Genomic DNA, 24,738 nt, shown 5'->3' with positions numbered 1-24,738 from the left:
GATTTGCCTATACACACAATGAGGATTAAAACATGAATGGGATCACAAAACTTGGTCTCGCGCTGTCAGCAGCAGTTTTAGTTGCTGCTTGCGGTAGTAGCGATAACGACACCCCCGATAATATCGTAACACCACCGCCGCCGCCACCGGCATCGACGTTTGTGCGTGTTCATCACTCGGTAGCTGACGCACCAGATGTCAACGTTCTTGTTGATGGTACGGCAGCCCTTGAAGGCGTACCGTTTGGTGCTTCATCAGGCGTACTTGAGCTTGAAGAAGGTTCGTACAGCATTCAAGTCGATGGCATTTTACCTGACGAAAGCGTCGCAACAGTGATTGGCCCAGCTGATCTTGAGTTTGCTGGCGATAATCGTTACGAAATCTTTGCGGTTGGTAGCGTCGCCGATGAAACCATCGCACCTTTAGTGATTGAAAATCCAGTATCGGACATTCCAGATGGTAGCTTCCGTGTGCAAGTTGTACACGCGGCACCTAACGCACCAGCTGTTGATGTGTACTTAACAGCCGTTGATGCTGATTTAAGCGCCGAGCAAGCAGCTGCGACACTAGAATTCACGGACTACTCAGCACAACTTGATGTGCCAGCTGGTGAGTATCAAGTACGTATTACTGCAGCGGGTGATGCCAGTGCTGTCGTGTACGACAGTGGTGCTTTGGACCTAGCCGCAGGTGCTGACTTAGTTGTTGCGGCGGTAACGAATACCGGTACCGGTGACTCTCCTGTGATGCTTCAAGTAGCTGATGGCGAAAGCGCGCAAATCCTTGCTTCTGCTGACGCTGGCGGTGAATTGCGAATTGTTCATGCTAGTGCCGATGCACCAGCAGTAGATATCACAGTCAACAATGCAGCAACTCCGGCTGTGGCGGACTTAGCATTTTTAGAATTCACCGATTTTATTAATTTACCGGCAGATACGTACTTAGTTGATGTTGCCGCTGCTGGTGGTACGCCAGTGGTGATTGACGATGCAGAGCTAGCCTTAGCAGCAAGTCAACGCGTGAGCGTTTATGCAGTCGGTGCTTTAGGTGACGCTTCATTAACGCTAGCTGTTGTTGAAGATAATGCACGGCGTATTGCGACTGCGGCGCAAGTGCAGCTAGTTCATGCCTCGCCAAGTGCTGGTAACGTTGATATTTATGTGACTGGAACTGCTGACTTGACCGATGCAACACCAGTATTTACCGATGTGCCGTTCAATGCAGCAAGCTTAGTGTCAACTGGCTACGTGTCACTGACTCCTGGGACTTATTTTGTGACAGTCACTGCAACAGGAACGCAAACAGCAGCAATCGGCCCAGTAGAACTGACCTTAGACGGTAATGGTGTCTACACAGCTGTAGCGGTTGATGCGACTGGCGGTGGCTTACCACCACAGCTTATTTTGATGGATGATCTTGCACCAGCAATGTAAGCCCTTTGTAGCGAAGGTAAAGCCACTGGCTGGCACCACGCGCTAATAGAAATAAACTCAATGCCAACCATAGACCATGGTTGGCATTGTTTTCGTTTAGCCACCATTGACTGCTGAGCCAGACCGGCACAAATACGCCTAGAACACTTATCGCCATGGTATTGCGCATCGCTTTGGTAAGCCCTAAGCCGATATAGACACCGTCAAAATAATAACTCCAATGACCGAAAAGCGGCATGAGAATTAACCAAGGGAGATATCGTTCAGCAACGTGAATGACCTCGTCAAGGTCGGTCAACAAACCAATGATTTGAGTACCGGCAAGGCCGAAAACGATACAATAAGCAACAGCGAAAACACCTGACCAAAACAGCGTCAACCGCATCCAGTAGCGTATTTTGCTCACATCGCGCCGACCGCGCGCCGCGCCCAGTAACGCCTCGACTGCATAGGCAACGCCATCAAGCCCTAGCGAGATCAGCATTAAAAATTGCATTAGCACGGCATTGGCGGCGACCACCACTGCGCCAAATCGTGCAGCATAGCCAGTCATGACCGCCATACAGAGCTGTAGCAATAAAGAGCGAATAAACACATCGCGGTTCATGGCGGCAAATTGTTTAAAGTACGCAGGAGTGATTCGCCAATAACTGGGTTTAGGCAGTAAATCGCGAATGAACCACAAGCCGAGCGCCGCGGTCGAAACTTCGGCAAGTACCGACGCCCATGCTGCACCTTGCACGTTCATTTCAAGGCCGATGATAAGCACAACATCAGCAATGACATTCACGGCGTTGGTAAAAATAACGAGCGTCATTGCGAGGCGGCTTTGTTGCCGGCCAAGCAGGGCTCCGAGTACCAGTAAATTGATGAGTGCGGCCGGCGCCGCCCATAAACGAATACTGATATATTGCGTGGCATAATGTTGCAGCTCGGGCTCTGGTACTATCACCAGCCAAGCAAGCTCAATTAACCAAGGGCGCATAATTAAAAGGATGACACCAAGTAGCATGGCAATTGTGACGCCGTGAACGATAACGCGCTGCGCGAGGCGCTGATTTTCTGCACCAAAGGCATGAGCGATCTCAGCCGTGGTGGTCATCCGTAAGAAGATAGCGAGAAGATAAATAAAGCTGACTACCATCGCCCCTAAAGCGACAGCGCTGAGGTAAATGGTGTCGGGTAAATGACCGATGATCGCGGTATCGACTAAACCCAATAAAGGCGCTGCGATATTTGATATGATCATGGGCAAAGCAATGGCAAAAATAGCGCGATGATCGGCGCTTTTGCCTAACCAAGATGGGAGTTTTTGAATGCGTTTTATCATGGTTTTATTAGCGCTTCTAAGTGGCGTCGCGTGGGCGGCGCCCAGTAGCGTCGCAATCTTACAATATCATCATATCGGTGATGATACACCGCGGGTGACCTCGGTAACAGCCGAAGAGCTAGAAGCTCACTTTGCCTGGTTGAAAGATAATAATTTTACGGTGTTGTCATTGGCGGAAATTCAACAGCGCTTCGACAGCGGCGAGCCCGTGCCAGAATATACTGCCGCGATAACCATCGACGATGGCTGGCGTAACGTGTATCGCGAAGGGCTCGAAGTGTTTAAGAAATATGAGTATCCGTTTACGATTTTCGTGAATCCCAAACTAATGCGCGAAGCATCGTCGCAATACATGAGTTGGGAGCAGTTGCTCGAGTTGCAAAAGTACGGTGCACACATTGCTAACCATTCAAATAGTCATTGGCATATGACGTGGCGTTATGAAAATGAATGTGAACAGGCTTGGCGCGAACGAGTGTTAGCCGACGTGTTAGACGCACAAGAGGAAATCGATAAACACCTCGGTGAGCAGCCACGGCACTTAGCGTATCCGTATGGGGAATACGATGTCGCATTAGAAACGATGTTAGCCGAACATGGCTTTATTGCCTTTGGACAACACTCAGGACCATGGACGCCGTACAGTCCGAAAACCGCAATACCACGCTTTCCGGCATCAGCCCAATATGCAAATTTAGAAACACTCGCCACGAAACTTAAAAGCTTGGGGTTACCTTTGGTTGCCGCAGAGCCAAAAGAAATGCTGGTGTCATCAGATAATCTAACGCCGTCATTTCGTGTCGAGGTCGTGTCGACTGATGATTTTAATCCAAATCAGATGAACTGTTTTGCTGGTAGCGATGTGCTGCAACCGCGGTGGGACGGCAATATCTTTCATGTGCAGTTAAGAAAAGAGTTACCTATTGGGCGTTCGCGGGTAAATTGTACGGTGCCAAGCGTGTCTGAAGAAGGGCGCTTTTATTGGTACTCGCATCCCTTCATACGTGCTGATCAGCGCGGCCGTTGGCCCGATTAATTATAGCCTGATGCAATGATGGCGAAGTCGGTTACCATAGTTTTCATATTAACCGTTGGTACTTCGCCCATCACATGTTCAGCTTTGAATATTGCTTGGCGTTCGCCGTCTGGGTTCACCAAAACGATCGCAGCGCTGTGATTCACCAAGTAATCAGTCTCACCTTCTTCTGGAATGGAATACATCAACCCTAAGCCATTCACGAACGGGTAAAGTTCTTTATGCTCAGCGCGAACACCGACAAATTCCTCGCCAAAAAATGAAGCATAGTCCGTCACGCGTTTGACCGTATCGCGTTGTGGATCAACCGAAATCATCCATACTCGCACCGGTTCATCCGCTTGTTTCGTTAGTTCTGGTAACGCTTGGCGTAAATCTGCCATGGTGGTTGGGCAAATATCTGGGCAGAACGTATAACCGGTGAATAATAATGTCCATTGGCCTTTCAAGTCATCGTTGGTCACGTCACTACCCAACGAACTTTCTAAAGTAAACGGTGCAAGTGCACGCGCTGGCTCATAGACCAACGCTTGCGGCTGAGGCTTCGGTAGGGTGTTATAAATAACCACACCGGCAACAAGTGCGATAAGTGCAACCACGCTAATGAGTAATTTTTGCATCCGTTTACTCCAACTTTTTCGTTCGCCTAAAGTGCTGGCGCAACCAAATAATGATCAGCTAATAATAGAATGAATAAGCCGAACAATTGCCAAATCGAAAATTTAAACATGTTAAATGCGGTTAATTTGCCGGGTGAAAATTTCAGCTTCCACGCGTAGACCAAGAACCAAATACTGAGAACGGTTGAACCAACCAAATAAATCACGCCCGACATACCGATGATATAAGGCAGCAAACACACAACACCCAGCAGGATGGTGTAGAGCAAGATACAGGTTTTGGTGAATTCAATGCCGTGAGTTACCGGTAGCATTGGAATATCTGCCTTGGCATAATCCTTGGCGCGATGTACCGCAAGTGCCCAGAAGTGCGGTGGTGTCCAAGTGAATACAATCATCACCAGCAAAATCGCAAATGGATGAATTTCGTTCGTGACAGCAGTCCAGCCCAATAGCGGTGGCGCGGCACCGGCTAACCCACCGATAACAATATTTTGCGGTGTCGCGCGCTTCAAATACATGGTGTAAACAATGGCGTAGCCGACTAAACTAGCAAGCGTCAGCCATGCTGTCAGCATATTGACCCAAATAGCCAATACGGCAAAACCAAGTGCACCCAAAACTGCGGCAAACGTTAGTACCCGACGTGGTGAGAGCGCACCTGAAGGCAGCGGACGGCGCAGCGTTCGTGCCATTCGCGCGTCAATATGACGGTCAACTAAATGATTCACTGCGGCTGCGGAGCCTGACATAAAGCCGATGCCAATGAGGCCTGGCACCATGATTTGCCAAGGCACCCAAGTTGGTGTCGCTAAGCACATGCCCACGAGAGCGGTCAGCAATAACAGCAACACCACATTCGGTTTGGTCAGAGTTAAATAATCACGCCAGCTGGCATGCTTCTTATAAGTTTGGGCAAGCGCTTCATCGGCGCTGGCTAATTGTACTTGTTCTGTCATCTGTTTTACCCCGCCGCTCATGCGTTGCGAGCGATCTTATAATTTAAGCCGACTAAACTTAGCAGCAGTAATGCCCCAACGGCATTATGCGCAACAGCCACTTTCAAAGGTAACATAAATATCACGTTGCTGAAGCCCAGGGCGAGCTGAACGACTAACGCGACGGCAACCCAATTTAAGCTGCGACGAATCACCTGAGTTTGCGTGCGACGATAGCCAAACCACAATAATAAACCCACCACGATGGTGGTAAAATATGCCCCAAAGCGATGCATCACGTGCATGGTCATACGTTCGGCGTAATCATGTGCCCCATATTGGTAGGTGTCAGCTGGCGGCACAGAAAACGCGCCCGCAAAATCTAGCCGTTCGCCCCAATTCCCTTCGCAAAACGGTAACTGGGTACAAGCCATGGCCGCATAGTTAGCGGCAACCCAACCACCAAGAGCGATTTGCCCGAACACGACAAGTAGCGCAAAGAATGCAAATCCGCGTAACGATCGCATCTTGGAATCGCCGAGCGGCATATGCACACGCTCTAGTCTTAAGTTCAGTAAGTACAGCAGCGAAATGGTGGTAAAGCCACCCAACAGATGCCCCATCACAATCAAGGGCTGTAAATTCATGGTGACAGTCCACATACCTAAAGCGGCCTGAAAGGTTACTAAACCAAGCAGAAACAAAGGTAAACCGACCGGTTGCGCTGGGTCATGACGGCGGCGAACGAGCGCTGTGATAGCAATAGCAAGAATAACTAAACCGAGTGTACCTGCCGCATAGCGATGAATCATTTCATTCCAAGCTTTGTGGGACTCAAGCGGCGCATGTGGAAAGAGCTCAATAGCCTTTTCAGCATCTTTCGGTACGGTTAATTCACCGTAACAGCCGGGCCAGTCTGGGCAACCTAAACCTGCGTCGGTCAAGCGTGTATAAGCGCCCAAAACAATCACTACAAATGCTAATAGAACACTGATTTTAACAAATGTACGCATGGTCCTAACCTACCTTGGAGAGTTTTAACAAGGTGCGAAGATCAGCAAGTAAGTTCTTCGCCTCTGCACGCATGGCTTCTTCTTCTGCATAGGTTGGGTAGTGCAACACCACGTTTCCTAGCGGGTCGATAATAAATAAATGATGGGCTGGGACTTGGCTTACAGCCAATTCGAGTGCGCTATTTTCCACATGTTTCACTAACGGGACTCGATTTAAATCCAGTGCAGTTCCCGCGGAGGTGATAAGAATGGGGTTCACACGATCGGTCTCTTTACCGAGTGCGACGTCTAGCTGATTCATGGCATATAAGCCTTGCATACAGGCATCAGAACACTGCCCGTCGTCGACTAAAGCAACCCGCCATCCTTCCGGTAGCGCAGCATTCAGTTCGCGCAATTCAATTGGCGGTACCAGCATGGTGCCCTTATTCGTAACGGCGCCCTGGTACCAATGTTGGTCGAGTACTAATTTCGCACCAATGACTGGAATCAAAAATGCGAGGGCGACACCGATAAGGGTTGCTCGCGATCGTTTTACGTTGGTCATTGTCATTCCTCTGTTGTTATTTTTTTGGAACGGCTGGCAAACCAAAACACTAGTAAACATGCCAGCGCTAATGAAAACCACTGTAGGGCATAGGCGCGATGTTTCTCAGGTGTCATGACTTGCGGTTGCCATTGGCGTGGCCACCCATATTCAGCAGTTTCAGAGAGTAGCACCACATATGGCTGAATGGGAAGCTGCGTGGCGTCACTAATCGCCTCGGCATCCAACTGGGTGACGCGCATTGGCCAGCGCTCTGCTTCAATAAACGTCTCGCTCGCGCCCCAAACTCCGCTGAGTTGTGGTTGATAAAAAAATCCGTTCACGGTTAATTCACCTTGTGGAAGCTCTAAATCGGGTAGCTGTTCGCGATTTTGTCCCCAGGGAACCCAACCCAAATTGACCATGACAAAACGTGTTGTGTCATCGGCAAACTGTGCTTTGAGCAACCCAATAATTTGATAGCCAGCTTGTCCGTTTAAGATTTGATTGTCGAGTAACAGATAGCGGTTTAAAAACGTACCAGTTATCGAAACCTCAACGTAGCGATTGAGGGAGTCGATAGGATCTTGCAGAGCATTTAAGTGAATCGAGGTGATTTGCCGTGCGTCGTAATCAGCAAATAATTGTTCTTTTTCGGCTGCGCGGTCGAGCTGCCAGAATCCAAGCTTGACCAAAGTGATAATTGCCAGCACAGTGAGCAGTATCGCGATGAGTTTACTGGGACGTATTTTTTTACGCATGGTAAGCCCAACCGGAAACTTCTCGATAGGAAACGATGATGGTCATTACTGCAAAAATCATATTGGTACTACTCATGTTATTTATGGTCGTTAATTTGTTTCGCGCTTTATTTGCGATGTTGCGTAACGACCCGACCAAGCCATCAATGACAAAATACTTAGGCCAGCGCGTGCTGTTTTCAGCAATTGCGATTGTGTTGATCGTGATACTACTGGCATCCGGTGTGTTGGTGCCAAATCCGCGGCCGTACTGACGTGGTGCGCCAGTACGGCGTTAGTTACTCCAGTGACGTTAACGTTATAAAACGTACACAAATATAAATAGGCACACCCAAACCACATCAACAAAGTGCCAATACCAGCTGGTTGCTTGGAAGGCGAAGTGATTGTCTGGCGTGAAGTGTCCTTTGATAACGCGCAAGAACATGATGATCAACATCAAGGTACCTAAGGTTACATGCATACCGTGGAAGCCGGTGAGCATGTAGAAGGTGTTCCCGTAAATACCGGAGTCGAGTGTTAACCCAAGTTCTTCATAAGCATGCACATATTCGGCGCCTTGCAAGTACAAGAAGATACAACCCAAAATAATGGTAATACCTAAGAACAACGTCAGTTGCTTACGATTATTCTTCTCTAACCCAACATGCGCAAAATGACAGGTCACACTCGAAACGATTAAGATGATCGTGTTGTAGAGTGGTAAACCCATCCAACCCATCGCACCCGATTCGGTGCCGCCTGGGGTTTGCGTTAACGGCCAATGTGCTTCAAATGCTGGCCACAATACTTCATTGGTCATCGCATTATTGCTGGCGCCACCAAGCCATTCGACGGCAATCACACGAGCATAAAACAAAGCGCCAAAGAACGCGGCGAAGAACATAATTTCAGAGAAGATAAACCAACTCATACCTTGGCGGTAAGAATGGCCGAGCTGATTGCTATATAAGCCTGACATTGATTCATTGATTTGGTCGCGGAACCAACCAAATAACATCACAATGAGTACGGCAATGCCGCCAAATAGAACATTTGCGCCCCAGCCGTCGGTTACTTCATTTTTCATATCGATAACGGTGTGACCCGCACCAAAAGCGATCAAACCTAAACCTACAGCCCCAACAATGGGCCAAGGACTTGACGCTGGTACGTAATATTTTTCATGTTGTTGTGCCATAAAACGAATCCTCAGTCTGCCGACGTTGCTGCGTCAAATGAAGCGAGCACGTCCGGTTGAGCATTGGCTGTCATATCGTACATGGTGTATGACAAAGTCAACGTGTGTATGTGGTCAGGAATGTCTGGGTCTAAATAAAACTGCATTGGCATTTTGGTATCTGCACCGGCAGCTAGAGGTTGCTGGTTAAAACAAAAACATTCGGTTTTGTTCAGATATAACCCCGCTTCGCCGGGTGCAACAGAGGGGATTGCTTGAGCTACCATGTTTTGTCCGGTGGGATTACTTGCCAAAAAGTTGACGACTTTGGTTTCGCCTGGATGAACTCGAACAGATTTCACTTCCGGTTCAAAACCCCAAGGCATTCCTTTATTTACCCGAGTAATAAATTGCACATTGATGGTGCGCGAAGTGTCTACGCTACGAACGTTTGCAGCGGCCTGCTCATTTTTGGTGCGGCCGTTGAATCCGGTAATATCGCAGAACACTTCATACAACGGCACCAGTGCAAAGCCGAAACCAAACATGCCGACAACGACAAACAATAAGCGTCGCACAACGCGCGCATTATCTGCGCGCGGTGCTGGGTTTGGTGTTGGGCTATTGGTCGTCATGACTACTTCACCTCAGGTGGTGTTTCAAAGGTGTGGTATGGCGCCGGTGACGGTACTGTCCACTCGAGACCTTCTGCACCATCCCATGGTTTGGCAGGTGCTTTCTCACCACCGCGAACACATTTGATGACCACAGCTAGGAAAATCAGCTGCGATAAACCAAATGCAAAGCCACCAATACTAACGATTTGGTTAATATCAGCGAACTGTAGCGAGTAGTCTGGAATACGGCGTGGCATACCAGCAAGACCTGCGAAGTGCATTGGGAAGAACAGCACGTTCACGGAAATTAGCGAGCACCAGAAATGCCACTTCGCTAACGTTTCGTCGTACATGTGACCAGTCCACTTCGGTAACCAGTAATATGCTGCTGCCATAATCGAGAAGATGGCTCCGCTCACCAATACGTAGTGGAAGTGAGCCACTACGAAATAGGTATCGTGATACTGGAAGTCTACTGGTGTAATCGCAAGCATCAAGCCGGAGAATCCACCGATGGTAAACAAGATCACAAATGCTAACGCGAACAGCATTGGGGTTTCAAAGCTGATAGACCCACGCCACATGGTCGCAACCCAGTTAAACACTTTCACACCGGTTGGCACCGAGATAAGCATGGTGGCGTACATGAAGAAGATTTCCGCGGCTACCGGCATACCCGTTGTAAACATATGGTGTGCCCAAACGAGGAAGCTCAAGCCCGCAATTGCTGCGGTTGCGTAGACCATCGACGAATAACCAAATAGTTTCTTACGAGAAAATGCAGGGATAATCGCCGAGACAATACCGAATGACGGCAAAATCATGATGTACACTTCAGGGTGACCGAAGAACCAGAAAATATGCTGGAACAACACTGGATCGCCACCACCAGCTGCATCGAAGAAGCTAGTACCGAAGTACTTATCTGTTAACACCATGGTCACCGCACCAGCAAGTACTGGCATGACCGCAATCAATAAGAATGCAGTAATGAACCATGTCCACACAAACAACGGCATCTTCATATAGGTCATACCCGGCGCACGCATGTTCATAATGGTCACGATCACGTTAATTGCGCCCATAATCGACGAAATACCCATGATGTGTACTGAGAACACGAATAACGCCGTGGAATCGCTACTGTAGGTGGTTGAAAGTGGCGCGTAGAACGTCCAGCCGAATGCTGGGCCACCGCCTTCCATAAACAATGAAGCGAGAAGGATTGCAAACGCGAATGGAAGAATCCAAAAACTCCAGTTGTTCATACGCGGCAATGCCATATCTGGCGCACCAATCATCATTGGTACCATCCAGTTTGCAAGGCCAGTAAATGCAGGCATAACCGCACCGAACACCATAATCAGACCATGTACAGTCGTCATCTGGTTAAAGAAGTGCGGGTCGACAAGTTGTAAACCAGGTTGGAAGAGCTCGGCGCGAATGACCATCGCCATGGAACCGCCAACCAAAAACATAATAAAACTGAACCATAAGTACATTGAACCAATGTCTTTGTGGTTCGTCGTGAATAACCAACGGGTAATACCCGATGGCGCGTGGTGGTGATGATCGTGATGATCCATCTCGCCAGCAACTGTGCTCATATCGGGTCTCCCCTACTTATTCAAATATTCATTAACGTCAGCGGCCTGAATCAGGTCGCCAGTATTATTACCCCAAGCATTACGCTCATAGGTGATAACGGCCGCAAGTTCACGCAAGCTTAACTGATTACCAAAGGCCTGCATGGCTGTGCCAGCTTTACCATTGACGACGATGTTGATGTGACCAGGTTTGTCGTTCATCACCATCGCAGTGCCTTTCAAGCTCGGGAATACGCCAGGAATGCCTTCACCGTTAGGCTGGTGACATGCCGCGCAGCTACCAAGATAGACGCGCTCACCCAATTCCATAAGCTCGTCTTTGCTCATCGACATTGAAAGTAAACGTTGCTCTTCTTCTTTGGCGGCTTTAGCGATGGCTTCTTGTTCGCTGATCCAAGCCTCGAATTCAGCAGGCTCTTTGGCGATAACGACAACTGGCATAAAGCCATGGTCTTTACCACACAGTTCAGCACACTGGCCGCGATAGATGCCGGGTTCGTCGATTTTCGTCCAAGCCTCGTTGATAAAGCCTGGGTTCGCGTCTTTCTTCACCGCAAAATCAGGAACCCACCAGGAGTGGATAACGTCGTCTGAAGTGACTAAGAAGCGAACTTTTGTATCGGTTGGTAGAACCAATGGACGGTCAACTTCCAACAGATAGTTTTCGCCTTTCTCTAGACGGTTGTTGATTTGATCTTGGCGGGTTGCAAGTAAACTAAAATATTCAACATCACGGTCGAAATATTTGTAGTGCCATTTCCACTGTGAGCCGGTTACGAGAACAGTCACCTCAGCTTCAGACGCGTCTTCCATCGCAAACAGTGTCTTGGTAGCTGGAATGGCCATACCGACCAGAATCAAAAATGGAATAACGGTCCACAGAATTTCTACTTTAACGTTCTCATGAAACGTAGCAGGTTTGTGGCCTTTCGATTTGCGGTGCAAAATCATTGAAACAAACATTGCGCCGAAAACGATGACACCTATCACACAGCAAATATAAAAAATTGTCATGTGTAGGTCGTACACGCGTTGACTGATCTCGGTAACCCCTTGAGTCAGGTTCAACTGCGATTGCGCACTAGCAGCAAGTGGAATACTTGCTAATAGCGCAGTGATGAGTCTAGTACTCACGCGACATCTCCTCTCATTCTTCCGACGTGGTTTTCCCACGAATACACCGAAGTGCGAGCCTGAAGAACAACGAGGTGAGTAGAAAAAGGAACAGCATTTCAAAAGAAAATCGCTTTCCCCACTAACCCTTTGTTGTTATGTATCAAAGTTTATTATTGTTTATTGTGTTAGCAGTTAATGCACATTCAAAATACCATTTTCTGGTGAAAAAGAAACCGCCATTTCGAATAATTTTTACATTCAAGTATAAAAAAAGGGCTGCACTGCAGCCCTCAACTGACAACCTTCACAAGCAGGATTAGTGGAGTGGGGGAAGTGAAGGTAAATCGTTAAAGACAAAACTGTGTGTATGGCTGACTTTACTCGCCATTTTTAGACGCTGTTGCATGCGTGGTGACATTTCACCTAACCAGCTCAATACCAAGCTGCTGGTACCCGCTAGTAACGCCTGTTCAGTTGCCCATTCACGTTCATCTTGATTGCGACCGTGAACCCAGCGAATCCGAGTGCGGCTAATACCTGCTGCCACGAGTTGCTCAATCACTTCACGACGTGCGCCGATAACGGTCACCCATTGATGAGTGCGAAGCGATAAAGCATGCAAACGCGGTAACACACTTTCCAAATCAGTTTGACTGGCAGAAAGCTCTGGTGCACCCGACCAAATATCGAATGCTGATTCATTAAATTGATTGCCAAATTGATTTCTCATAACCATGCTCCGTTACGGATCACACCAACAGCTAACCCTTCTATGGTGAAGTACTGGTGAGTGAGATCGACTTGAATAGGTGAAAACTCGTCATTCTCTGGGTGCAACAGAATCATGTTGCCGCGACGCTCAAAGCGTTTCACAGTGACGTCGTCTTCAACGCGAGCCACAACAATCTGTCCGTTGCGTGCTTCATGTGTTTTGTGAACAGCAAGCAAATCGCCGTCCAAAATACCGATATCTTTCATGCTCATACCGTTAACGCGCAGTAAGAAGTCGGCGTGCGGTTTGAACAGGTTTTGGTCAACCTGATAGTGGCTCTCAATGTGCTCTTGCGCCAAAATGGGTTCGCCAGCAGCGACCTGACCTATAAGAGGTAGTCCTTCAGGTACATCTTCGTCCTCGACACCGATGAGACGAATGCCGCGTGACATACCCGGCATCATTTCAATCACACCTTTCTTCGCAAGCGCTTTCAGATGTTCTTCAGCAGCATTCGCTGATTTGAAACCAAGGAGCTGCGCAATTTCAGCGCGTGTTGGTGGCATTCCTGTCGCATCAATATTGTCTTTGATGAGACTCAGAATCTGCTGCTGTCGTGGCGTTAATGGTCGCATGTGAATACCTGTTTATCTATACAGTGATACTGTGAGTATATACAGGTGTTTTCGTTTCGCAACTTTTTTGTGCAAAATTTTTTCATTCAGACAAATTCAAGCAACAGTGGTATGCTTTATACGTTTGTATTTTGTGGGGATATTGCATGAGTCTGAAAGGCTTTTGGCGCGGCATAATGTATTGGCCAGTACGCTGGTTAACGCGCTTTGAAACAATTCTTGATGACGCGACAGCGCAGATTGTTGGCGACAATAATGTGGTCTATGTCATGCGCTCAACGTCGAACACCGACATGTTGGTGGCACAGCGTGCGTTGAAGCAGGCAGGCTTACCTGATCCAACCGAAGACTTGCTGATTAATGGTCAGCAGTTGGCTCGGGTCATGTTTTTGGATCAAACCGACCATGGTTCGGCCGAAAAAGCGATTGAGGATTTTGAAAAGTTAATTGCAGCCCATCAGCAAGATCAGCAACTGAACGTGAAAGTGGTTCCAATCGGGTTATTTTGGGGGCGCAAACCTGGCCAAGAAGCGCGCCAAGGTCATACTATGGTCGCCGATATTGATAACCCGGGTCACTGGCGTAAATTTTGGCTGACGATGTTTTCAGGTCGCCATATTTTAATTCGCGCGAGTTCACCAGTGCAGTTACGTGACATGGCAGAACAGCACGGGTCTACGCAACGCTTAGCGCATAAACTGGCGCGCGTGGCGCGTGTTCATTTTGTGCGCCTTCGCCATGCAGTAGCCGGACCGAAAATGACTGAACGAGCAGTAGTTATACAAGATTTGTTGGATACACCTGCGCTTCAGCAAGCTATTGCAGATGAAGCTCGCAGTAAAAAGATCTCTGTACCGCAAGCGCGAAAAACTGCGGAAAAATACCTTCATGAGATTGCTGCAAGTTACAGTGACACCTTAGTCCGCTTGCTTGACCGTTTCATGACTTGGTGCTGGAGCCGGATTTATAACGGCATCCACATTGAGGGCGGCGAACGTATTCGTGAGCTTGCAGAAGCGGGGCACGAAATTGTGTATGTGCCATGCCATCGTTCGCACATGGATTACTTATTATTAAGTTATGTGATTTATAAAGAAGGCTTGGTTCCACCGCACATCGCGGCTGGCGTGAACCTGGATTTCTTCCCAGCTGGCCCGTTGTTCCGTCGTGGCGGTGCATTCTTTATCCGCCGCAGCTTCCGCGGTAACAAACTTTATTCGACGGTATTCCGTGAGTATTTAAACCGCTTATTTCAAAAAGGGTACCCGGTTGAATATTTCACTGAGGGTGGACGCAGTCGTACCGGACGTTTATTACCGCCGAAAACGGGTATGGTCGCGATGACGGTGCAAGGAATGCTACGCGGTCAACAACGCCCGATGTCGCTCGTTCCAGTTTACTTAGGCTACGAGCATGTGATGGAAGTTGGCACCTACCTCAAAGAATTAAAAGGTAAATCGAAAGAGAAAGAATCGGTGTGGCAGGTGCTGAGCAGTTTGCGGCACTTGCGTAATTTCGGACAAGGCTATGTAAGCTTCGGCGAACCGATTAATCTTGGTGAAGCGCTTGAAAAGCTACAACCGAATTGGCGTGATTCAATCACCACCGGGGCTGAAGAGCCGGAGCGTCCGAAATGGTTGACCCCGACGGTTAATTTACTTGCAGACCAGATCATGTGCAGAATAAACAATGCCGCTGCGTTTAACAGTGTGAACTTATGTGCGCTGGCCATTCTGAGCTCGGAGCACCATGCGCTGACTCGTGAGGAGCTGGTGAGTCAGCTCAACCTGTACACACGCATTATGCGTGAAGTGCCCTACAGTAAAGATGCCTATGTGCCGGAAGAAGACGGTGAACAGCTGTGGCAACTGGCGAAGAAGCATGACAAGTTTATTGTTGAAGCGGATGGTATCGGCGAGTTGATTCGTCTCGATGGCTCCACTGCCATCGCCATGACGTATTATCGCAACAATATTATGCATATGGTGATTGTTCCAGCATTATTAGCGGCCTTTGCGCTTGGTCATAAACGCTTCACTGCTGAAGCTGCGGGCAAGTTATTAACCGAGTTACATCCATTGCTACAAAACGAATTGTTTATTAGCCATAACGCGGACGACATGACATTTTGGGTCAATGCGTTACTTGAGCAATATGTGCAATGTGGGTTGTTAACTGAGGCTGGCGAGGGTGTTTATGCGGTCGCCAAACGTGACTCACGCGCGTATTCACAGTTAGTGTTGTTGGCGCGTAGTTCAAGTGAAACGGCACAACGCTATGCCATTGTGTTGGAATTACTCCAGCAAGCACAACCGATTTCGCGCAGCGATCTAGAGCACCATTCAGTACAGCTCGCTGAGCGGTTGAGCTCGATTCATGGGGTGAATGCGCCGGAGTTCTTCGATAAAAAAGTACTCAGCACACTCATTGGTACGCTGAAATCCGAAGGTTATTTTAGTGTGATTGATTCTGGTGAAATGATGGCTGACCAGCGCGTCGGCGAGCTCAGCGACGCCGTTGATTTGTTGCTTGAACCTGCGGTTCTACAAACCATTCGTCAATCAGTGCAACAGTTGGTGAAGGCTGAACGTTAATCCGCTCGGCCTTAAACCTATTAAAACCAATAATGCGCAGCAACAGCGAGAGTTAATACCCAACCCACGTTGTTGTTGTGCAAAAATGCTTGAAAGCAACGCCCAGGCTCACGATACCAAATCAGGTAGTGTTGCCAGATAAATAGTAAGACAATCACGGCTAAGCCGGCCCAGTAAACCCAGCCAAACAACAATAAGTAACCCAGCCATCCAAGCAGTGCCAGCGTGATGAGTTGCAGCACAGCAATAGCAAACTTGTCGTGCCCACCAAACAAAATCGCAGTCGATTTCACGCCAATTTTAAGATCATCAGCACGGTCAGCCATCGCGTACTCAGTGTCGTATGCCACAGTCCAAGCGATATTGGCAACAAACAGTATCCAAGCAATCAGTGGCAGCCCTTGGTCTAACGCGGTAAATGGCATTAAGACCCCAAAGCTAAAAGCGATACCTAACACCACTTGAGGTAACTGGGTAAAGCGTTTGCAAAACGGATATAAAGTGGCGACGCCTGCAGCGGCAAAACTCATCAAAATAGTGGCCTGGTTAAATTGCAGAACAATCACAAATGCAATCAGTATCAGCAGACCAAATAGAGCAAGTGCATGCCACGGTTTAAGCTCGCCGGTGGCGAGTGGACGTAATTTCGTGCGGCTCACATGACCGTCTATATTGCGATCCGCGTAATCGTTGATCACACAACCGGCGGAGCGCATCACGAACACACCTAACATAAATAGTACTACGGTGCGTAGCGGTGGATTGCCGTCACCAGCAATTAGTAGCGCAACGAGTGTCGGCCAGCCGAGCAACAGGCTACCAATCGGGCGATCGGCGCGCATCAAACGCCAGCATGCACTAATAAACTGACCAGCTTTGATCATGACTGTATGTCCTCATTTGCGAGCTTGGCGGGAATCGACTCGCCAATAAAAACCTCAGCAACTAAAACCTTTTGTCCGGCAGCTTTAAAACAACTGCGGCGTCCCCAGAGTTGTTGCGCCGGATAACCTAACTGTTGGTTCAACCGGCCAATCGGTGAGTCTGGGGAAAACTTGGCAACTTCGATGGCGCCACGTTCTAAGTCGGGCTGCGCAAATAAATGCGCACCCAATGGGTTATTGCCAAGCTGACCGAGTTGTAATGCTTGTTCATCTAGTGCGCGTTGCGGAAATACACTGCGAGCAAATACCCAGGGCTTGCCATCACAGCAAAGTAAGACTTCGCGTATGGCAGCATGTTCATCATCACCGAGCCACCGTGCTTCGTCGCTGCGAATGGTGCCAGGTTGCTGGCCTATCACGCGTACTTCAAAGTTTGCGCAATGCTGCTTCAGTTTTGCGGTGAGCGAGTTGGGGTCAAGTAGCCAAGCTTGAAGCGCAGCGCTTTCGGGCAATGTCGCCGAGTTTGCTAACAGCCAATCAGCTTTTTGATGATGACGAATAATTGGAAAATCAAATTCGGTTTCCACAACAACATCCATGAATGTTACTTCTGACCGTAAATAGTTAAGGCGCGGATACCGGCGCCGACTAACAGGCCAGCAATCAAGCCAGCGGTGTGCGCGGTGTTGGCAATGTTCACCCACAATAGGCCGGTGTAGCCAATTACCAGCCACACTAACATGAAGATAATCAGGCCATTGGGCAAAAATAACGGGTGTCTTGGATTCTTCCATCCAACGACCGTTGCAATACCAAACAAGCCATACACCACACCCGAGAGACCACCAAAATAAGGGCCGCTTTCAATAAATTGCGAGGTGTTTGAGGCAAGGGCGCAAAACAGGAACGCTAGAATCAGCCATTTACTGCCGTAATAACGCTCAAAGCGGCCGCCAAGATACCACCACCAAAACACATTAAAAACAATATGCAAGACACTAAAGTGCAATAAGGCTGGGGTGAAAAAGCGCCACGGTTGTGTCCATGGCATGGCTTCATAACTATCTGGATTAAATAGAAACGCTCCAAGAATCGGTTCTGCCAACGGCGTGAGTAACCCGATAAAGGTTAAGATAACCACTGCGGCATAGCCGGTAGTAAACCATCCGGCCTGTTGCAGCAACTGCTGAAAAAAGCTTGGCGGTGCCTCTGTATTTGCGTGCTCTTGAATATCCTCGAGCACTTCCGCTACCGCTTCTTGTGGATTTTCTTTGAATGCTTGAATTAGTGCTTTCGCGTGCGCATGATAACTGGATACCGTTAACCATAGCTCTAATTCATCGCCATGTTCACTGACCGTTACCGGAACGTTATGGCGTTGCAAGTAGGCGTACAACATAGCCATTTCGTCGGCATTGCGCGTGGTCAGTAATTTTTTCATTTAACTACGCTCCACCGCCTCAGGAAACGCTTGAGCCCAAGCGGTCATGCCACCATCGAGGCTACTAACGGACTCGACTCCCTGGTGGGCGAGATATTGTGCCGCACCTTGGCTACTGTTGCCGTGATAGCAGACGACCACCACCTGGTCATGGTCGTCTAAATCGTCAAGAAACTGCTGAACATTGGCGTCAGTTAAACGCATCGAACCAGGAATATGCGCTGCAGCATATGAGCGCTCATCGCGGATATCCACAAACCGCGCCGTTTTGGAATTCCATAATTCATGCGCTGTTAGCGTGTTAATACGTTTAAAATCTGCCATGTTCTAATCCTTGATTGAGTGCCTTAGCTCCAGTCTAAAACAACTTTCCCAGACTGACCTGACGTCATGATATCAAACCCTTTCTGGAAATCGTCCACTGGCATACTGTGCGTCAAAATGGGTGAGAGGTCGAGCCCCGATTGTAGCAAGCTGGCCATTTTGTACCAGGTTTCAAACATTTCGCGACCATAAATACCTTTGATCACCAACCCTTTGAAAATTACTTGGTTCCAATCAATGGCAACGCTGGTTGGCGGGATACCAAGCATGGCAATCTTGCCGCCATGATTCATGGTCTCAAGCATTTGCGCAAACGCTGAAGGAACCCCAGACATTTCAAGACCAACATCGAAGCCTTCTTTCATGCCGAGCTCATTCATCACGTCTTTGAGCTTTTCTTTACTCACATCAACCGCTCGGGTAGCGCCCATTTTCTTGGCGAGGTCGAGACGGTATTCGTTTACATCGGTAATCACAACGTGGCGCGCGCCAACGTGACGAGCCACGGCTGCGGCCATAATTCCAATTGGACCAGCACCGGTTATTAACACGTCTTCACCGACTAAATCGAAAGCAAGTGCGGTATGTACGGCATTACCGAACGGATCAAAGATTGCAGCTAAATCATCGCTAATATCATCCGGCAATTTGAATGCGTTCTCGGCAGGAATCACTAAGTACTCGGCAAACGCGCCAGGGCGATTTACACCTACACCGACGGTGTTGCGACACAAGTGACGGCGTCCAGCACGGCAGTTGCGGCAGTGACCACACGTGATATGGCCTTCGCCCGAAACCCGGTCACCTTTGTTGAAGCCGCGAACGCCTTCACCCATGGCCTCAACCACGCCAACATATTCATGGCCGACAACCATCGGTACCGGAATCGTTTTTTGTGACCATTCGTCCCACTTATAGATGTGTACGTCGGTGCCACAAATGGCGGTTTTCTTAATGCGGATAAGCAAATCGTTGTAGCCGTATTCCGGCTTCTCAACGTCGGTCATCCAAATACCAGGTTCAGCGTGCAATTTCGCCAATGCTTTCATAAATCGTTCCCTTCAGCCTTTTAAAAAGACGATTAAATAATGCCGAGATCTTTACCAATGCGCGTGAATGCGTCAATGGCACGATCGAGTTGCTCACGAGTGTGCGCTGCAGACATTTGCGTACGGATACGCGCTTTGCCACGCGGCACTACTGGGAATGAAAAACCAACCACATAAATGCCTTCTTTCAACATGCGATCAGCCATTTCTGAAGCCAAGCGGGCATCACCAATCATTACTGGAATAATGGCGTGGTCAGCACCACTCAAAGTGAACCCAGCTTTGGTCATTTCGCTGCGGAAGTAGTTAGCGTTATCCCAAAGTTTTTGACGAAGATCATGGCCGTTTTCCAACATTTCAAGTACGCGAATCGACGCTTGTACAATGGCTGGGGCAACTGAGTTTGAGAATAGGTATGGGCGTGAACGCTGACGTAACCAATCAATCACTGGTTTTTTACCAGAGGTATAACCGCCTGATGCGCCACCTAGTGCCTTACCTAAAGTACCGGTAATGATATCGACGCGACCTAATACGTTGCAGTACTCGTGTGTACCTTTACCGTTTTCGCCCAAGAAACCAGTCGCGTGACAATCATCCATCATCACCAGAGCGCCGTATTCGTCTGCTAAATCGCAAATACCGTTTAAGTTCGCAATCACACCATCCATTGAGAACACACCGTCGGTCGCCACCAAAATATTACGTGCGCCGTCGGCTTTCGCTTGTTTGAGTTGCGCTTCTAAGTCTGCCATGTCGTTATTTTTGTAACGGTAACGCTTGGCTTTGCTTAAGCGAATGCCATCGATAATCGAGGCATGGTTAAGCTCGTCACTGATAATCGCGTCTTCAGGGCCCATTAATGTTTCAAAAAGGCCACCGTTGGCATCAAAACATGACGAGTACAAAATGGTATCTTCAGTACCTAAAAAGTTACTGAGTTTCGCTTCTAGAGTTTTATGAATATCTTGTGTACCACAAATGAAACGGACCGATGCCGTACCAAAACCATGTTCATCCAAGCCTTGCTTCGCAGCTTTAATCAGCTCAGCATTATTGGCTAAACCGAGGTAGTTATTCGCACAAAAGTTTAATACGGACTCGCCGTCACCCACTTCAATTTCAGCGTCTTGGTCGCCAAGAATAATGCGTTCGTTTTTGTATAAACCTTCGTTTTTCAGCTCTTCGAGTTGCGTTTCAAGCTGTTGATAAAAATCTTGCTTCATGTAATTCTCCGTGCTTTAGACCTGACGGGTGAACTTAAGTCTGTTTACTTAAGCTGTTACGATAAGCATAGTTTACCTGATCAGCAGGGGGCTGCGCATCCTCATTTCATCAGCTGGAGAAATTTCATGCATAAACGCGCCATTTATCCTGGGACCTTTGATCCGATTACGAATGGTCATGCTGACTTAATTGAACGAGCCGCAAACTTGTTTAGTGAAATTATTGTCGGTGTTGCGAATAGTCCCAGCAAAAAGCCGATGTTTACGCTTGAAGAGCGCGTTGAGCTTGTGCGTCAAGTGACAGCCGAGTTACCGAATGTTACCGTGGTTGGCTTTAGTGGTTTATTGGTGGATTTTGCCAAAGAGCAGGGCGCGACAGTACTGATTCGCGGTTTACGTGCGGTGTCGGATTTCGAATATGAGTTTCAGCTGGCAAATATGAATCGACGCTTGTTTCCAGGCTTAGAAAGTGTGTTTTTAACACCGGCTGAAGAAAATTCATTTATTTCATCCACGCTGGTTAAAGAAGTGGCAATTCACCACGGTGATGTGCGCCAGTTTACTGACGCGCGTGTAGCCGAGGCTTTAGAAAATAAGATCAAAGCGCGCAAGTAAGTGCTTGCTTACAGCGCGACATCGACAAATACCCAAGCCAATAACAGTGGGCAGATAAAACGTAAATGCCAGAACAATAAGCGGTAGCGCCATGACGTTGCCGCTAACTCGCGAACTCGGTTGCTACGCTGCCAAAACCATCCCAATACAATAAAGTAAAACAGCCCCGATAACGGTAATTGGAATTGTGTGACATAGGTCACCACCCAATTAAAGAGCGGTTCAAACCAAATCACCAAAGCACAGCCAATTAGCGCAATAATCGCTGCAATAATACGCGCGGCTTGGCGACGATTCAGCGGATGCGTTTCTATCGCATACGCAATGGGGACTTCGGCGGTCGCAATCGTTGAAGTGAGTGCCGCAATGCTCAACAGCGCAAAAAAGCCGAATCCTAACCAAGCGCCGGCATAGCCTAATTGCGTGAACAAATCAGGAAGCACTTGAAAGATCAGCCGACCTTCGCCGATCAGCTGCTCGCCCTCGGTGACGCTTAAGCCTTGTGCCATAGCCACGTAGAGTGCAGGGATTATTAATAGACCAGCCAAGAACGCGACTAATGTATCGAGCGCAGCGACACTCCAAGTCAGACGGCCAATACGGGTGCCTTTTTGCAAGTAACTCCCATAAATCATCATGCCGCCCAAGCCGATGGACAAGCTAAAAAACGCCTGACCCATGGCAGACACTAACAGGTCGGCATTCCACATCGCTGCAAAATCGGGAATTAAATAAGCTCTGAAGCCATCGGCTGAGCCAGGTAAGGTGCTCATGAAACCAATCAAGCCAATTAATAGCAACACCAGTAACGGCATGAGGCGGCGTGACCAACGCTCAATACCTTGCTGGACGCCATTGATGACGATACCAAAGGTAAGTGCGACAAAAACTAAGAGCAAAATGATATCGCGCAGCATCGAAGCATCAGCAAAAAACGGCGTTAACTCGGTTAATTGCAGAGCAGTGAGTAAAAAGGTGAAACCTTCGGCAAGCATCCAAGCGGCGACTAAATGGTAGAAACTCAGCATTAAAATCGCGCCGATAACGTTCAAATAACCCATTGTTTTACCGCTGATTGCGGTGATAGGGCGTGCCGTGGTACTCAATGTGCTGAGTGCTTTTACAGGGTTCGCTTGCGCGGCATGGCCTAGGCTTAACTCGGTATATAACGCCGGTACCGCAAGTATCACAACAACCAGTAGATAGACGAGTAGAAATGCAGCGCCGCCGTGATTTGCAACTTGGCTGGGGAAGCCCCAAATATTGCCAAGACCAATAGCAGAGCCTGCTGCAGCGAGAACGAAGCCTATCCGTGTGTGAAAACTATCGCGCATATTTTAACCATAACTTTTGCGGTAAAAGGCGCCATTCTAGCCTTAAAATGGCGACAAAGACTATCATTTTTGCGTGTTTGAGGTTAGAATCGCGCCCCAAGTTTACTTTTCAAATTTTTGCTCAAACCAGACCCGCAGGAGTCCGTCACATGACTGATCTGGATTTAGGCCATTACGGCATCACAGACGTCACTGAAATTGTCCATAACCCTTCTTACGAGCAGTTGTTCGAAGAAGAAACACGCACCGACCTTCAAGGTTTCGAGAAAGGTGTTGTCACCGATCTTGGCGCTGTTGCCGTCGATACGGGTATTTTCACTGGTCGCTCGCCAAAGGACAAATACATTGTACGTGATGACACCACCAAAGATACATTGTGGTGGGCGGATCAAGGTAAGAACGATAACAAAGCAATTACCCCTGAAATTTGGGCTGATTTAAAAGAAACGGTAACGGGTCAACTATCTGGCAAGCGTTTGTTTGTTGTTGATACCTACTGTGGCGCAAACGAAGATACGCGTTTGGCCGTTCGATTTATTACCGAAGTGGCATGGCAAGCCCACTTCGTGAAGAACATGTTTATTCGTCCATCAGCGGAAGAACTAGAAAACTTCACCCCTGATTTTGTGGTTATGAATGGTGCAAAATGCATCAACCACAAATGGCAAGAACACGGTCTTAACTCTGAAAACTTCGTTGCCTTTAACTTAACTGAGCGTATTCAGTTAATCGGCGGTACTTGGTACGGCGGCGAAATGAAGAAAGGTATGTTCTCAATCATGAACTATTACCTGCCACTTCAGGGTATTGCTTCAATGCACTGTTCTGCGAACGTTGGTGAAGATGGCGACGTCGCTATTTTCTTCGGTCTTTCGGGAACCGGTAAAACAACCTTATCAACCGATCCAAAGCGTCAGCTTATCGGCGATGACGAACATGGTTGGGACGACGATGGCGTCTTTAACTTCGAGGGCGGTTGTTATGCGAAAACTATCAACTTGTCAGCTGAAGCCGAGCCAGATATCTACAACGCAATTCGCCGTGACGCCTTGTTAGAAAACGTGACCGTTCGCGAAGACAGTAGCGTTGATTTTGATGACAATTCAAAAACTGAAAATACCCGTGTGTCGTACCCGATTTATCACATCGATAACATCGTGAAGCCAGTGTCGAAAGCCGGTCATGCGCAAAAAGTTATTTTCCTAACAGCGGATGCGTTTGGTGTATTACCACCTGTTTCTAAGCTGACGAAAGAGCAAACTGAATACTATTTCTTGTCCGGCTTTACCGCTAAGCTAGCGGGTACAGAGCGCGGTATTACTGAGCCAACGCCAACCTTCTCGAGCTGTTTCGGCGCGGCATTCTTAACGCTGCACCCAACGCAGTACGCTGAAGTATTGGTGAAGCGTATGGAAGCATCTGGTGCGGAAGCCTACTTGGTGAATACCGGTTGGAACGGCACGGGCAAACGTATTTCAATTCAAGCGACGCGCGCTATCATTGATTCGATTCTAGACGGCAGCATTGAAGATGCGGAATTTGTACAGTTGCCATACTTTAATCTAGCAATGCCAACAGCACTTGAAGGCGTTCAAGAGCAACACATCCTTGACCCGCGTAACACCTACGAAGATAAGGGTGACTGGGATGTGAAAGCTAAAGACTTGGCGCAGCGTTTTGTTGCGAACTTTGAAAAGTTCACTGACAACGCAGAAGGTAAAGCTCTCGTTGCTGCAGGCCCTCAGTTGTAGCAATAAGCTTTCGCATA

At 48.3% G+C, this 24,738-nt stretch carries 25 protein-coding genes; 6 read left to right on the top strand and 19 right to left on the bottom strand.

The genetic code is table 11. The features are described 5' to 3' along the window. Positions 1-32: 32 nt before the first annotated feature. A complete protein-coding gene (locus BM292_RS08860; protein ID WP_092857724.1) occupies positions 33-1,433 on the top strand; it encodes a DUF4397 domain-containing protein in 1,401 nt (466 codons plus the stop codon). Here BM292_RS08860 and BM292_RS08855 read toward each other — a convergent pair. Next, the gene (locus BM292_RS08855) at positions 1,399-2,763 is read right to left on the bottom strand and encodes an MATE family efflux transporter (RefSeq protein WP_092857722.1); all 1,365 of its coding nucleotides are present in this window, start codon (positions 2,761-2,763) and stop codon (positions 1,399-1,401) included. The genes BM292_RS08860 and BM292_RS08855 overlap by 35 nt on opposite strands. Here BM292_RS08855 and BM292_RS08850 point away from each other — a divergent pair. Then, positions 2,750-3,799, top strand: coding sequence for a polysaccharide deacetylase family protein (locus BM292_RS08850; RefSeq protein ID WP_092857720.1), 1,050 nt, complete (start codon positions 2,750-2,752; stop codon positions 3,797-3,799). The two genes, BM292_RS08855 and BM292_RS08850, sit on opposite strands and share 14 nt — an antisense overlap. Here the strand turns inward: BM292_RS08850 and BM292_RS08845 are convergent. From BM292_RS08845 to BM292_RS08825, 5 genes are read right to left on the bottom strand one after another with little or no spacing between them, the layout of a single operon-like run. Next, positions 3,796-4,419 (bottom strand): SCO family protein, encoded by a 624-nt coding sequence (locus BM292_RS08845; RefSeq protein ID WP_092857718.1) that lies wholly within the window; start codon positions 4,417-4,419, stop codon positions 3,796-3,798. The two genes, BM292_RS08850 and BM292_RS08845, sit on opposite strands and share 4 nt — an antisense overlap. 26 nt (positions 4,420-4,445) lie before the next feature. Beyond that, positions 4,446-5,378, bottom strand: a complete 933-nt coding sequence (cyoE, locus tag BM292_RS08840) for a heme o synthase (protein WP_092858231.1) — start codon at positions 5,376-5,378, stop codon at positions 4,446-4,448. A gap of 17 nt (positions 5,379-5,395) precedes the next feature. Further along, positions 5,396-6,370 (bottom strand): COX15/CtaA family protein, encoded by a 975-nt coding sequence (locus tag BM292_RS08835; protein WP_092857716.1) that lies wholly within the window; start codon positions 6,368-6,370, stop codon positions 5,396-5,398. 4 nt (positions 6,371-6,374) lie between these two features. Continuing rightward, the gene (locus tag BM292_RS08830; protein ID WP_092857714.1) at positions 6,375-6,917 is read right to left on the bottom strand and encodes a redox-active disulfide-containing membrane protein; all 543 of its coding nucleotides are present in this window, start codon (positions 6,915-6,917) and stop codon (positions 6,375-6,377) included. Positions 6,918-6,919: 2 nt separating this feature from the next. Next, complete coding sequence (locus tag BM292_RS08825; RefSeq protein WP_092857712.1) at positions 6,920-7,657, bottom strand: SURF1 family protein; 738 nt, start codon at positions 7,655-7,657, stop codon at positions 6,920-6,922. 35 nt (positions 7,658-7,692) lie between these two features. Between BM292_RS08825 and BM292_RS08820 the strand changes: the two genes are divergently transcribed. Further along, on the top strand, positions 7,693-7,911 hold the full coding sequence (locus BM292_RS08820; protein WP_342742010.1) for a DUF2909 domain-containing protein: 219 nt from the start codon (positions 7,693-7,695) through the stop codon (positions 7,909-7,911). Between the two features lie 44 nt (positions 7,912-7,955). Here the strand turns inward: BM292_RS08820 and BM292_RS08815 are convergent, their stop codons facing one another. The 6 genes from BM292_RS08815 to lexA all read right to left on the bottom strand — a co-directional run bounded on the left by BM292_RS08815 (position 7,956) and on the right by lexA (position 13,503). Further along, a complete protein-coding gene (locus tag BM292_RS08815) occupies positions 7,956-8,837 on the bottom strand; it encodes a cytochrome c oxidase subunit 3 (protein WP_092857709.1) in 882 nt (293 codons plus the stop codon). 11 nt (positions 8,838-8,848) lie between these two features. Beyond that, complete coding sequence (locus BM292_RS08810) at positions 8,849-9,451, bottom strand: cytochrome c oxidase assembly protein (RefSeq protein WP_092857708.1); 603 nt, start codon at positions 9,449-9,451, stop codon at positions 8,849-8,851. Positions 9,452-9,453: 2 nt separating this feature from the next. Then, the gene (ctaD, locus tag BM292_RS08805) at positions 9,454-11,040 is read right to left on the bottom strand and encodes a cytochrome c oxidase subunit I (protein WP_092857707.1); all 1,587 of its coding nucleotides are present in this window, start codon (positions 11,038-11,040) and stop codon (positions 9,454-9,456) included. A 12-nt stretch (positions 11,041-11,052) separates the two neighbouring features. Then, positions 11,053-12,174, bottom strand: coding sequence for a cytochrome c oxidase subunit II (gene coxB, locus BM292_RS08800; RefSeq protein WP_092857706.1), 1,122 nt, complete (start codon positions 12,172-12,174; stop codon positions 11,053-11,055). Positions 12,175-12,472: 298 nt separating this feature from the next. Next, on the bottom strand, positions 12,473-12,886 hold the full coding sequence (locus BM292_RS08795; RefSeq protein WP_092857704.1) for an ImuA family protein: 414 nt from the start codon (positions 12,884-12,886) through the stop codon (positions 12,473-12,475). Then, positions 12,883-13,503 carry a transcriptional repressor LexA gene (lexA, locus tag BM292_RS08790; RefSeq protein ID WP_092857702.1) on the bottom strand — a complete coding sequence of 207 codons (621 nt, stop codon included), beginning with the start codon at positions 13,501-13,503 and terminating at the stop codon, positions 12,883-12,885. The genes BM292_RS08795 and lexA overlap by 4 nt, the downstream gene beginning before the upstream one ends. A gap of 146 nt (positions 13,504-13,649) precedes the next feature. Here lexA and plsB point away from each other — a divergent pair, with 146 nt between their 5' ends. Then, positions 13,650-16,097 carry a glycerol-3-phosphate 1-O-acyltransferase PlsB gene (gene plsB / locus BM292_RS08785; RefSeq protein ID WP_092857700.1) on the top strand — a complete coding sequence of 816 codons (2,448 nt, stop codon included), beginning with the start codon at positions 13,650-13,652 and terminating at the stop codon, positions 16,095-16,097. A 20-nt stretch (positions 16,098-16,117) separates the two neighbouring features. On the opposite strand, the gene ubiA is transcribed toward plsB, so the two are convergent. The 6 genes from ubiA to BM292_RS08755 are packed head-to-tail and all read right to left on the bottom strand — an operon-like array spanning position 16,118 to position 21,021. Beyond that, on the bottom strand, positions 16,118-16,981 hold the full coding sequence (gene ubiA, locus BM292_RS08780) for a 4-hydroxybenzoate octaprenyltransferase (protein WP_092857698.1): 864 nt from the start codon (positions 16,979-16,981) through the stop codon (positions 16,118-16,120). Then, positions 16,978-17,580, bottom strand: coding sequence for a chorismate--pyruvate lyase family protein (locus BM292_RS08775; protein WP_092857696.1), 603 nt, complete (start codon positions 17,578-17,580; stop codon positions 16,978-16,980). Before BM292_RS08775 ends, ubiA begins: the two co-directional genes overlap by 4 nt. A 5-nt stretch (positions 17,581-17,585) precedes the next feature. Further along, positions 17,586-18,422, bottom strand: a complete 837-nt coding sequence (locus tag BM292_RS08770; protein WP_092857694.1) for a rhomboid family intramembrane serine protease — start codon at positions 18,420-18,422, stop codon at positions 17,586-17,588. Next, the gene (glpE, locus tag BM292_RS08765) at positions 18,423-18,746 is read right to left on the bottom strand and encodes a thiosulfate sulfurtransferase GlpE (protein ID WP_092857692.1); all 324 of its coding nucleotides are present in this window, start codon (positions 18,744-18,746) and stop codon (positions 18,423-18,425) included. Positions 18,747-18,769: 23 nt separating this feature from the next. Next, positions 18,770-19,795 carry an L-threonine 3-dehydrogenase gene (gene tdh, locus BM292_RS08760; RefSeq protein ID WP_092857690.1) on the bottom strand — a complete coding sequence of 342 codons (1,026 nt, stop codon included), beginning with the start codon at positions 19,793-19,795 and terminating at the stop codon, positions 18,770-18,772. Between the two features lie 32 nt (positions 19,796-19,827). Continuing rightward, positions 19,828-21,021 (bottom strand): glycine C-acetyltransferase, encoded by a 1,194-nt coding sequence (locus tag BM292_RS08755; RefSeq protein ID WP_092857688.1) that lies wholly within the window; start codon positions 21,019-21,021, stop codon positions 19,828-19,830. A 126-nt stretch (positions 21,022-21,147) separates the two neighbouring features. Between BM292_RS08755 and coaD the strand changes: the two genes are divergently transcribed. Beyond that, a complete protein-coding gene (gene coaD, locus BM292_RS08750; protein ID WP_092857686.1) occupies positions 21,148-21,636 on the top strand; it encodes a pantetheine-phosphate adenylyltransferase in 489 nt (162 codons plus the stop codon). 8 nt (positions 21,637-21,644) lie between these two features. On the opposite strand, the gene BM292_RS08745 is transcribed toward coaD, so the two are convergent. Beyond that, positions 21,645-22,970, bottom strand: a complete 1,326-nt coding sequence (locus BM292_RS08745) for a sodium-dependent transporter (RefSeq protein ID WP_092857684.1) — start codon at positions 22,968-22,970, stop codon at positions 21,645-21,647. A gap of 149 nt (positions 22,971-23,119) precedes the next feature. On the opposite strand from BM292_RS08745, the gene pckA reads away from it, so the two are divergent. Further along, complete coding sequence (pckA, locus tag BM292_RS08740) at positions 23,120-24,721, top strand: phosphoenolpyruvate carboxykinase (ATP) (RefSeq protein WP_092857682.1); 1,602 nt, start codon at positions 23,120-23,122, stop codon at positions 24,719-24,721. The last annotated feature ends 17 nt before the right edge of the window (positions 24,722-24,738 follow it).

The organism is Pseudidiomarina tainanensis, from assembly GCF_900115255.1.
In the GTDB taxonomy this organism is placed as follows: domain Bacteria; phylum Pseudomonadota; class Gammaproteobacteria; order Enterobacterales; family Alteromonadaceae; genus Pseudidiomarina; species Pseudidiomarina tainanensis.
Note: the sequence above shows the minus strand (reverse complement) of the source record. Positions and strands in the feature narration are given on the sequence as shown.

Excerpts from the sequence above, each read along its gene's own strand:
- BM292_RS08860 (WP_092857724.1), top strand. The coding sequence starts at position 33 with ATGAATGGGATCACAAAACTTGGTCTCGCGCTGTCAGCAGCAGTTTTA.
- BM292_RS08850 (WP_092857720.1), top strand. The coding sequence starts at position 2,750 with ATGCGTTTTATCATGGTTTTATTAGCGCTTCTAAGTGGCGTCGCGTGG.
- BM292_RS08855 (WP_092857722.1), bottom strand. The coding sequence starts at position 2,763 with ATGATAAAACGCATTCAAAAACTCCCATCTTGGTTAGGCAAAAGCGCC.
- BM292_RS08845 (WP_092857718.1), bottom strand. The coding sequence starts at position 4,419 with ATGCAAAAATTACTCATTAGCGTGGTTGCACTTATCGCACTTGTTGCC.
- cyoE (WP_092858231.1), bottom strand. The coding sequence starts at position 5,378 with ATGACAGAACAAGTACAATTAGCCAGCGCCGATGAAGCGCTTGCCCAA.
- BM292_RS08835 (WP_092857716.1), bottom strand. The coding sequence starts at position 6,370 with ATGCGTACATTTGTTAAAATCAGTGTTCTATTAGCATTTGTAGTGATT.
- BM292_RS08830 (WP_092857714.1), bottom strand. The coding sequence starts at position 6,917 with ATGACCAACGTAAAACGATCGCGAGCAACCCTTATCGGTGTCGCCCTC.
- BM292_RS08825 (WP_092857712.1), bottom strand. The coding sequence starts at position 7,657 with ATGCGTAAAAAAATACGTCCCAGTAAACTCATCGCGATACTGCTCACT.
- BM292_RS08820 (WP_342742010.1), top strand. The coding sequence starts at position 7,693 with ATGATGGTCATTACTGCAAAAATCATATTGGTACTACTCATGTTATTT.
- BM292_RS08815 (WP_092857709.1), bottom strand. The coding sequence starts at position 8,837 with ATGGCACAACAACATGAAAAATATTACGTACCAGCGTCAAGTCCTTGG.
- BM292_RS08810 (WP_092857708.1), bottom strand. The coding sequence starts at position 9,451 with ATGACGACCAATAGCCCAACACCAAACCCAGCACCGCGCGCAGATAAT.
- ctaD (WP_092857707.1), bottom strand. The coding sequence starts at position 11,040 with ATGAGCACAGTTGCTGGCGAGATGGATCATCACGATCATCACCACCAC.
- BM292_RS08795 (WP_092857704.1), bottom strand. The coding sequence starts at position 12,886 with ATGAGAAATCAATTTGGCAATCAATTTAATGAATCAGCATTCGATATT.
- lexA (WP_092857702.1), bottom strand. The coding sequence starts at position 13,503 with ATGCGACCATTAACGCCACGACAGCAGCAGATTCTGAGTCTCATCAAA.
- plsB (WP_092857700.1), top strand. The coding sequence starts at position 13,650 with ATGAGTCTGAAAGGCTTTTGGCGCGGCATAATGTATTGGCCAGTACGC.
- ubiA (WP_092857698.1), bottom strand. The coding sequence starts at position 16,981 with ATGATCAAAGCTGGTCAGTTTATTAGTGCATGCTGGCGTTTGATGCGC.
- BM292_RS08775 (WP_092857696.1), bottom strand. The coding sequence starts at position 17,580 with ATGGATGTTGTTGTGGAAACCGAATTTGATTTTCCAATTATTCGTCAT.
- BM292_RS08770 (WP_092857694.1), bottom strand. The coding sequence starts at position 18,422 with ATGAAAAAATTACTGACCACGCGCAATGCCGACGAAATGGCTATGTTG.
- glpE (WP_092857692.1), bottom strand. The coding sequence starts at position 18,746 with ATGGCAGATTTTAAACGTATTAACACGCTAACAGCGCATGAATTATGG.
- tdh (WP_092857690.1), bottom strand. The coding sequence starts at position 19,795 with ATGAAAGCATTGGCGAAATTGCACGCTGAACCTGGTATTTGGATGACC.
- BM292_RS08755 (WP_092857688.1), bottom strand. The coding sequence starts at position 21,021 with ATGAAGCAAGATTTTTATCAACAGCTTGAAACGCAACTCGAAGAGCTG.
- coaD (WP_092857686.1), top strand. The coding sequence starts at position 21,148 with ATGCATAAACGCGCCATTTATCCTGGGACCTTTGATCCGATTACGAAT.
- BM292_RS08745 (WP_092857684.1), bottom strand. The coding sequence starts at position 22,970 with ATGCGCGATAGTTTTCACACACGGATAGGCTTCGTTCTCGCTGCAGCA.
- pckA (WP_092857682.1), top strand. The coding sequence starts at position 23,120 with ATGACTGATCTGGATTTAGGCCATTACGGCATCACAGACGTCACTGAA.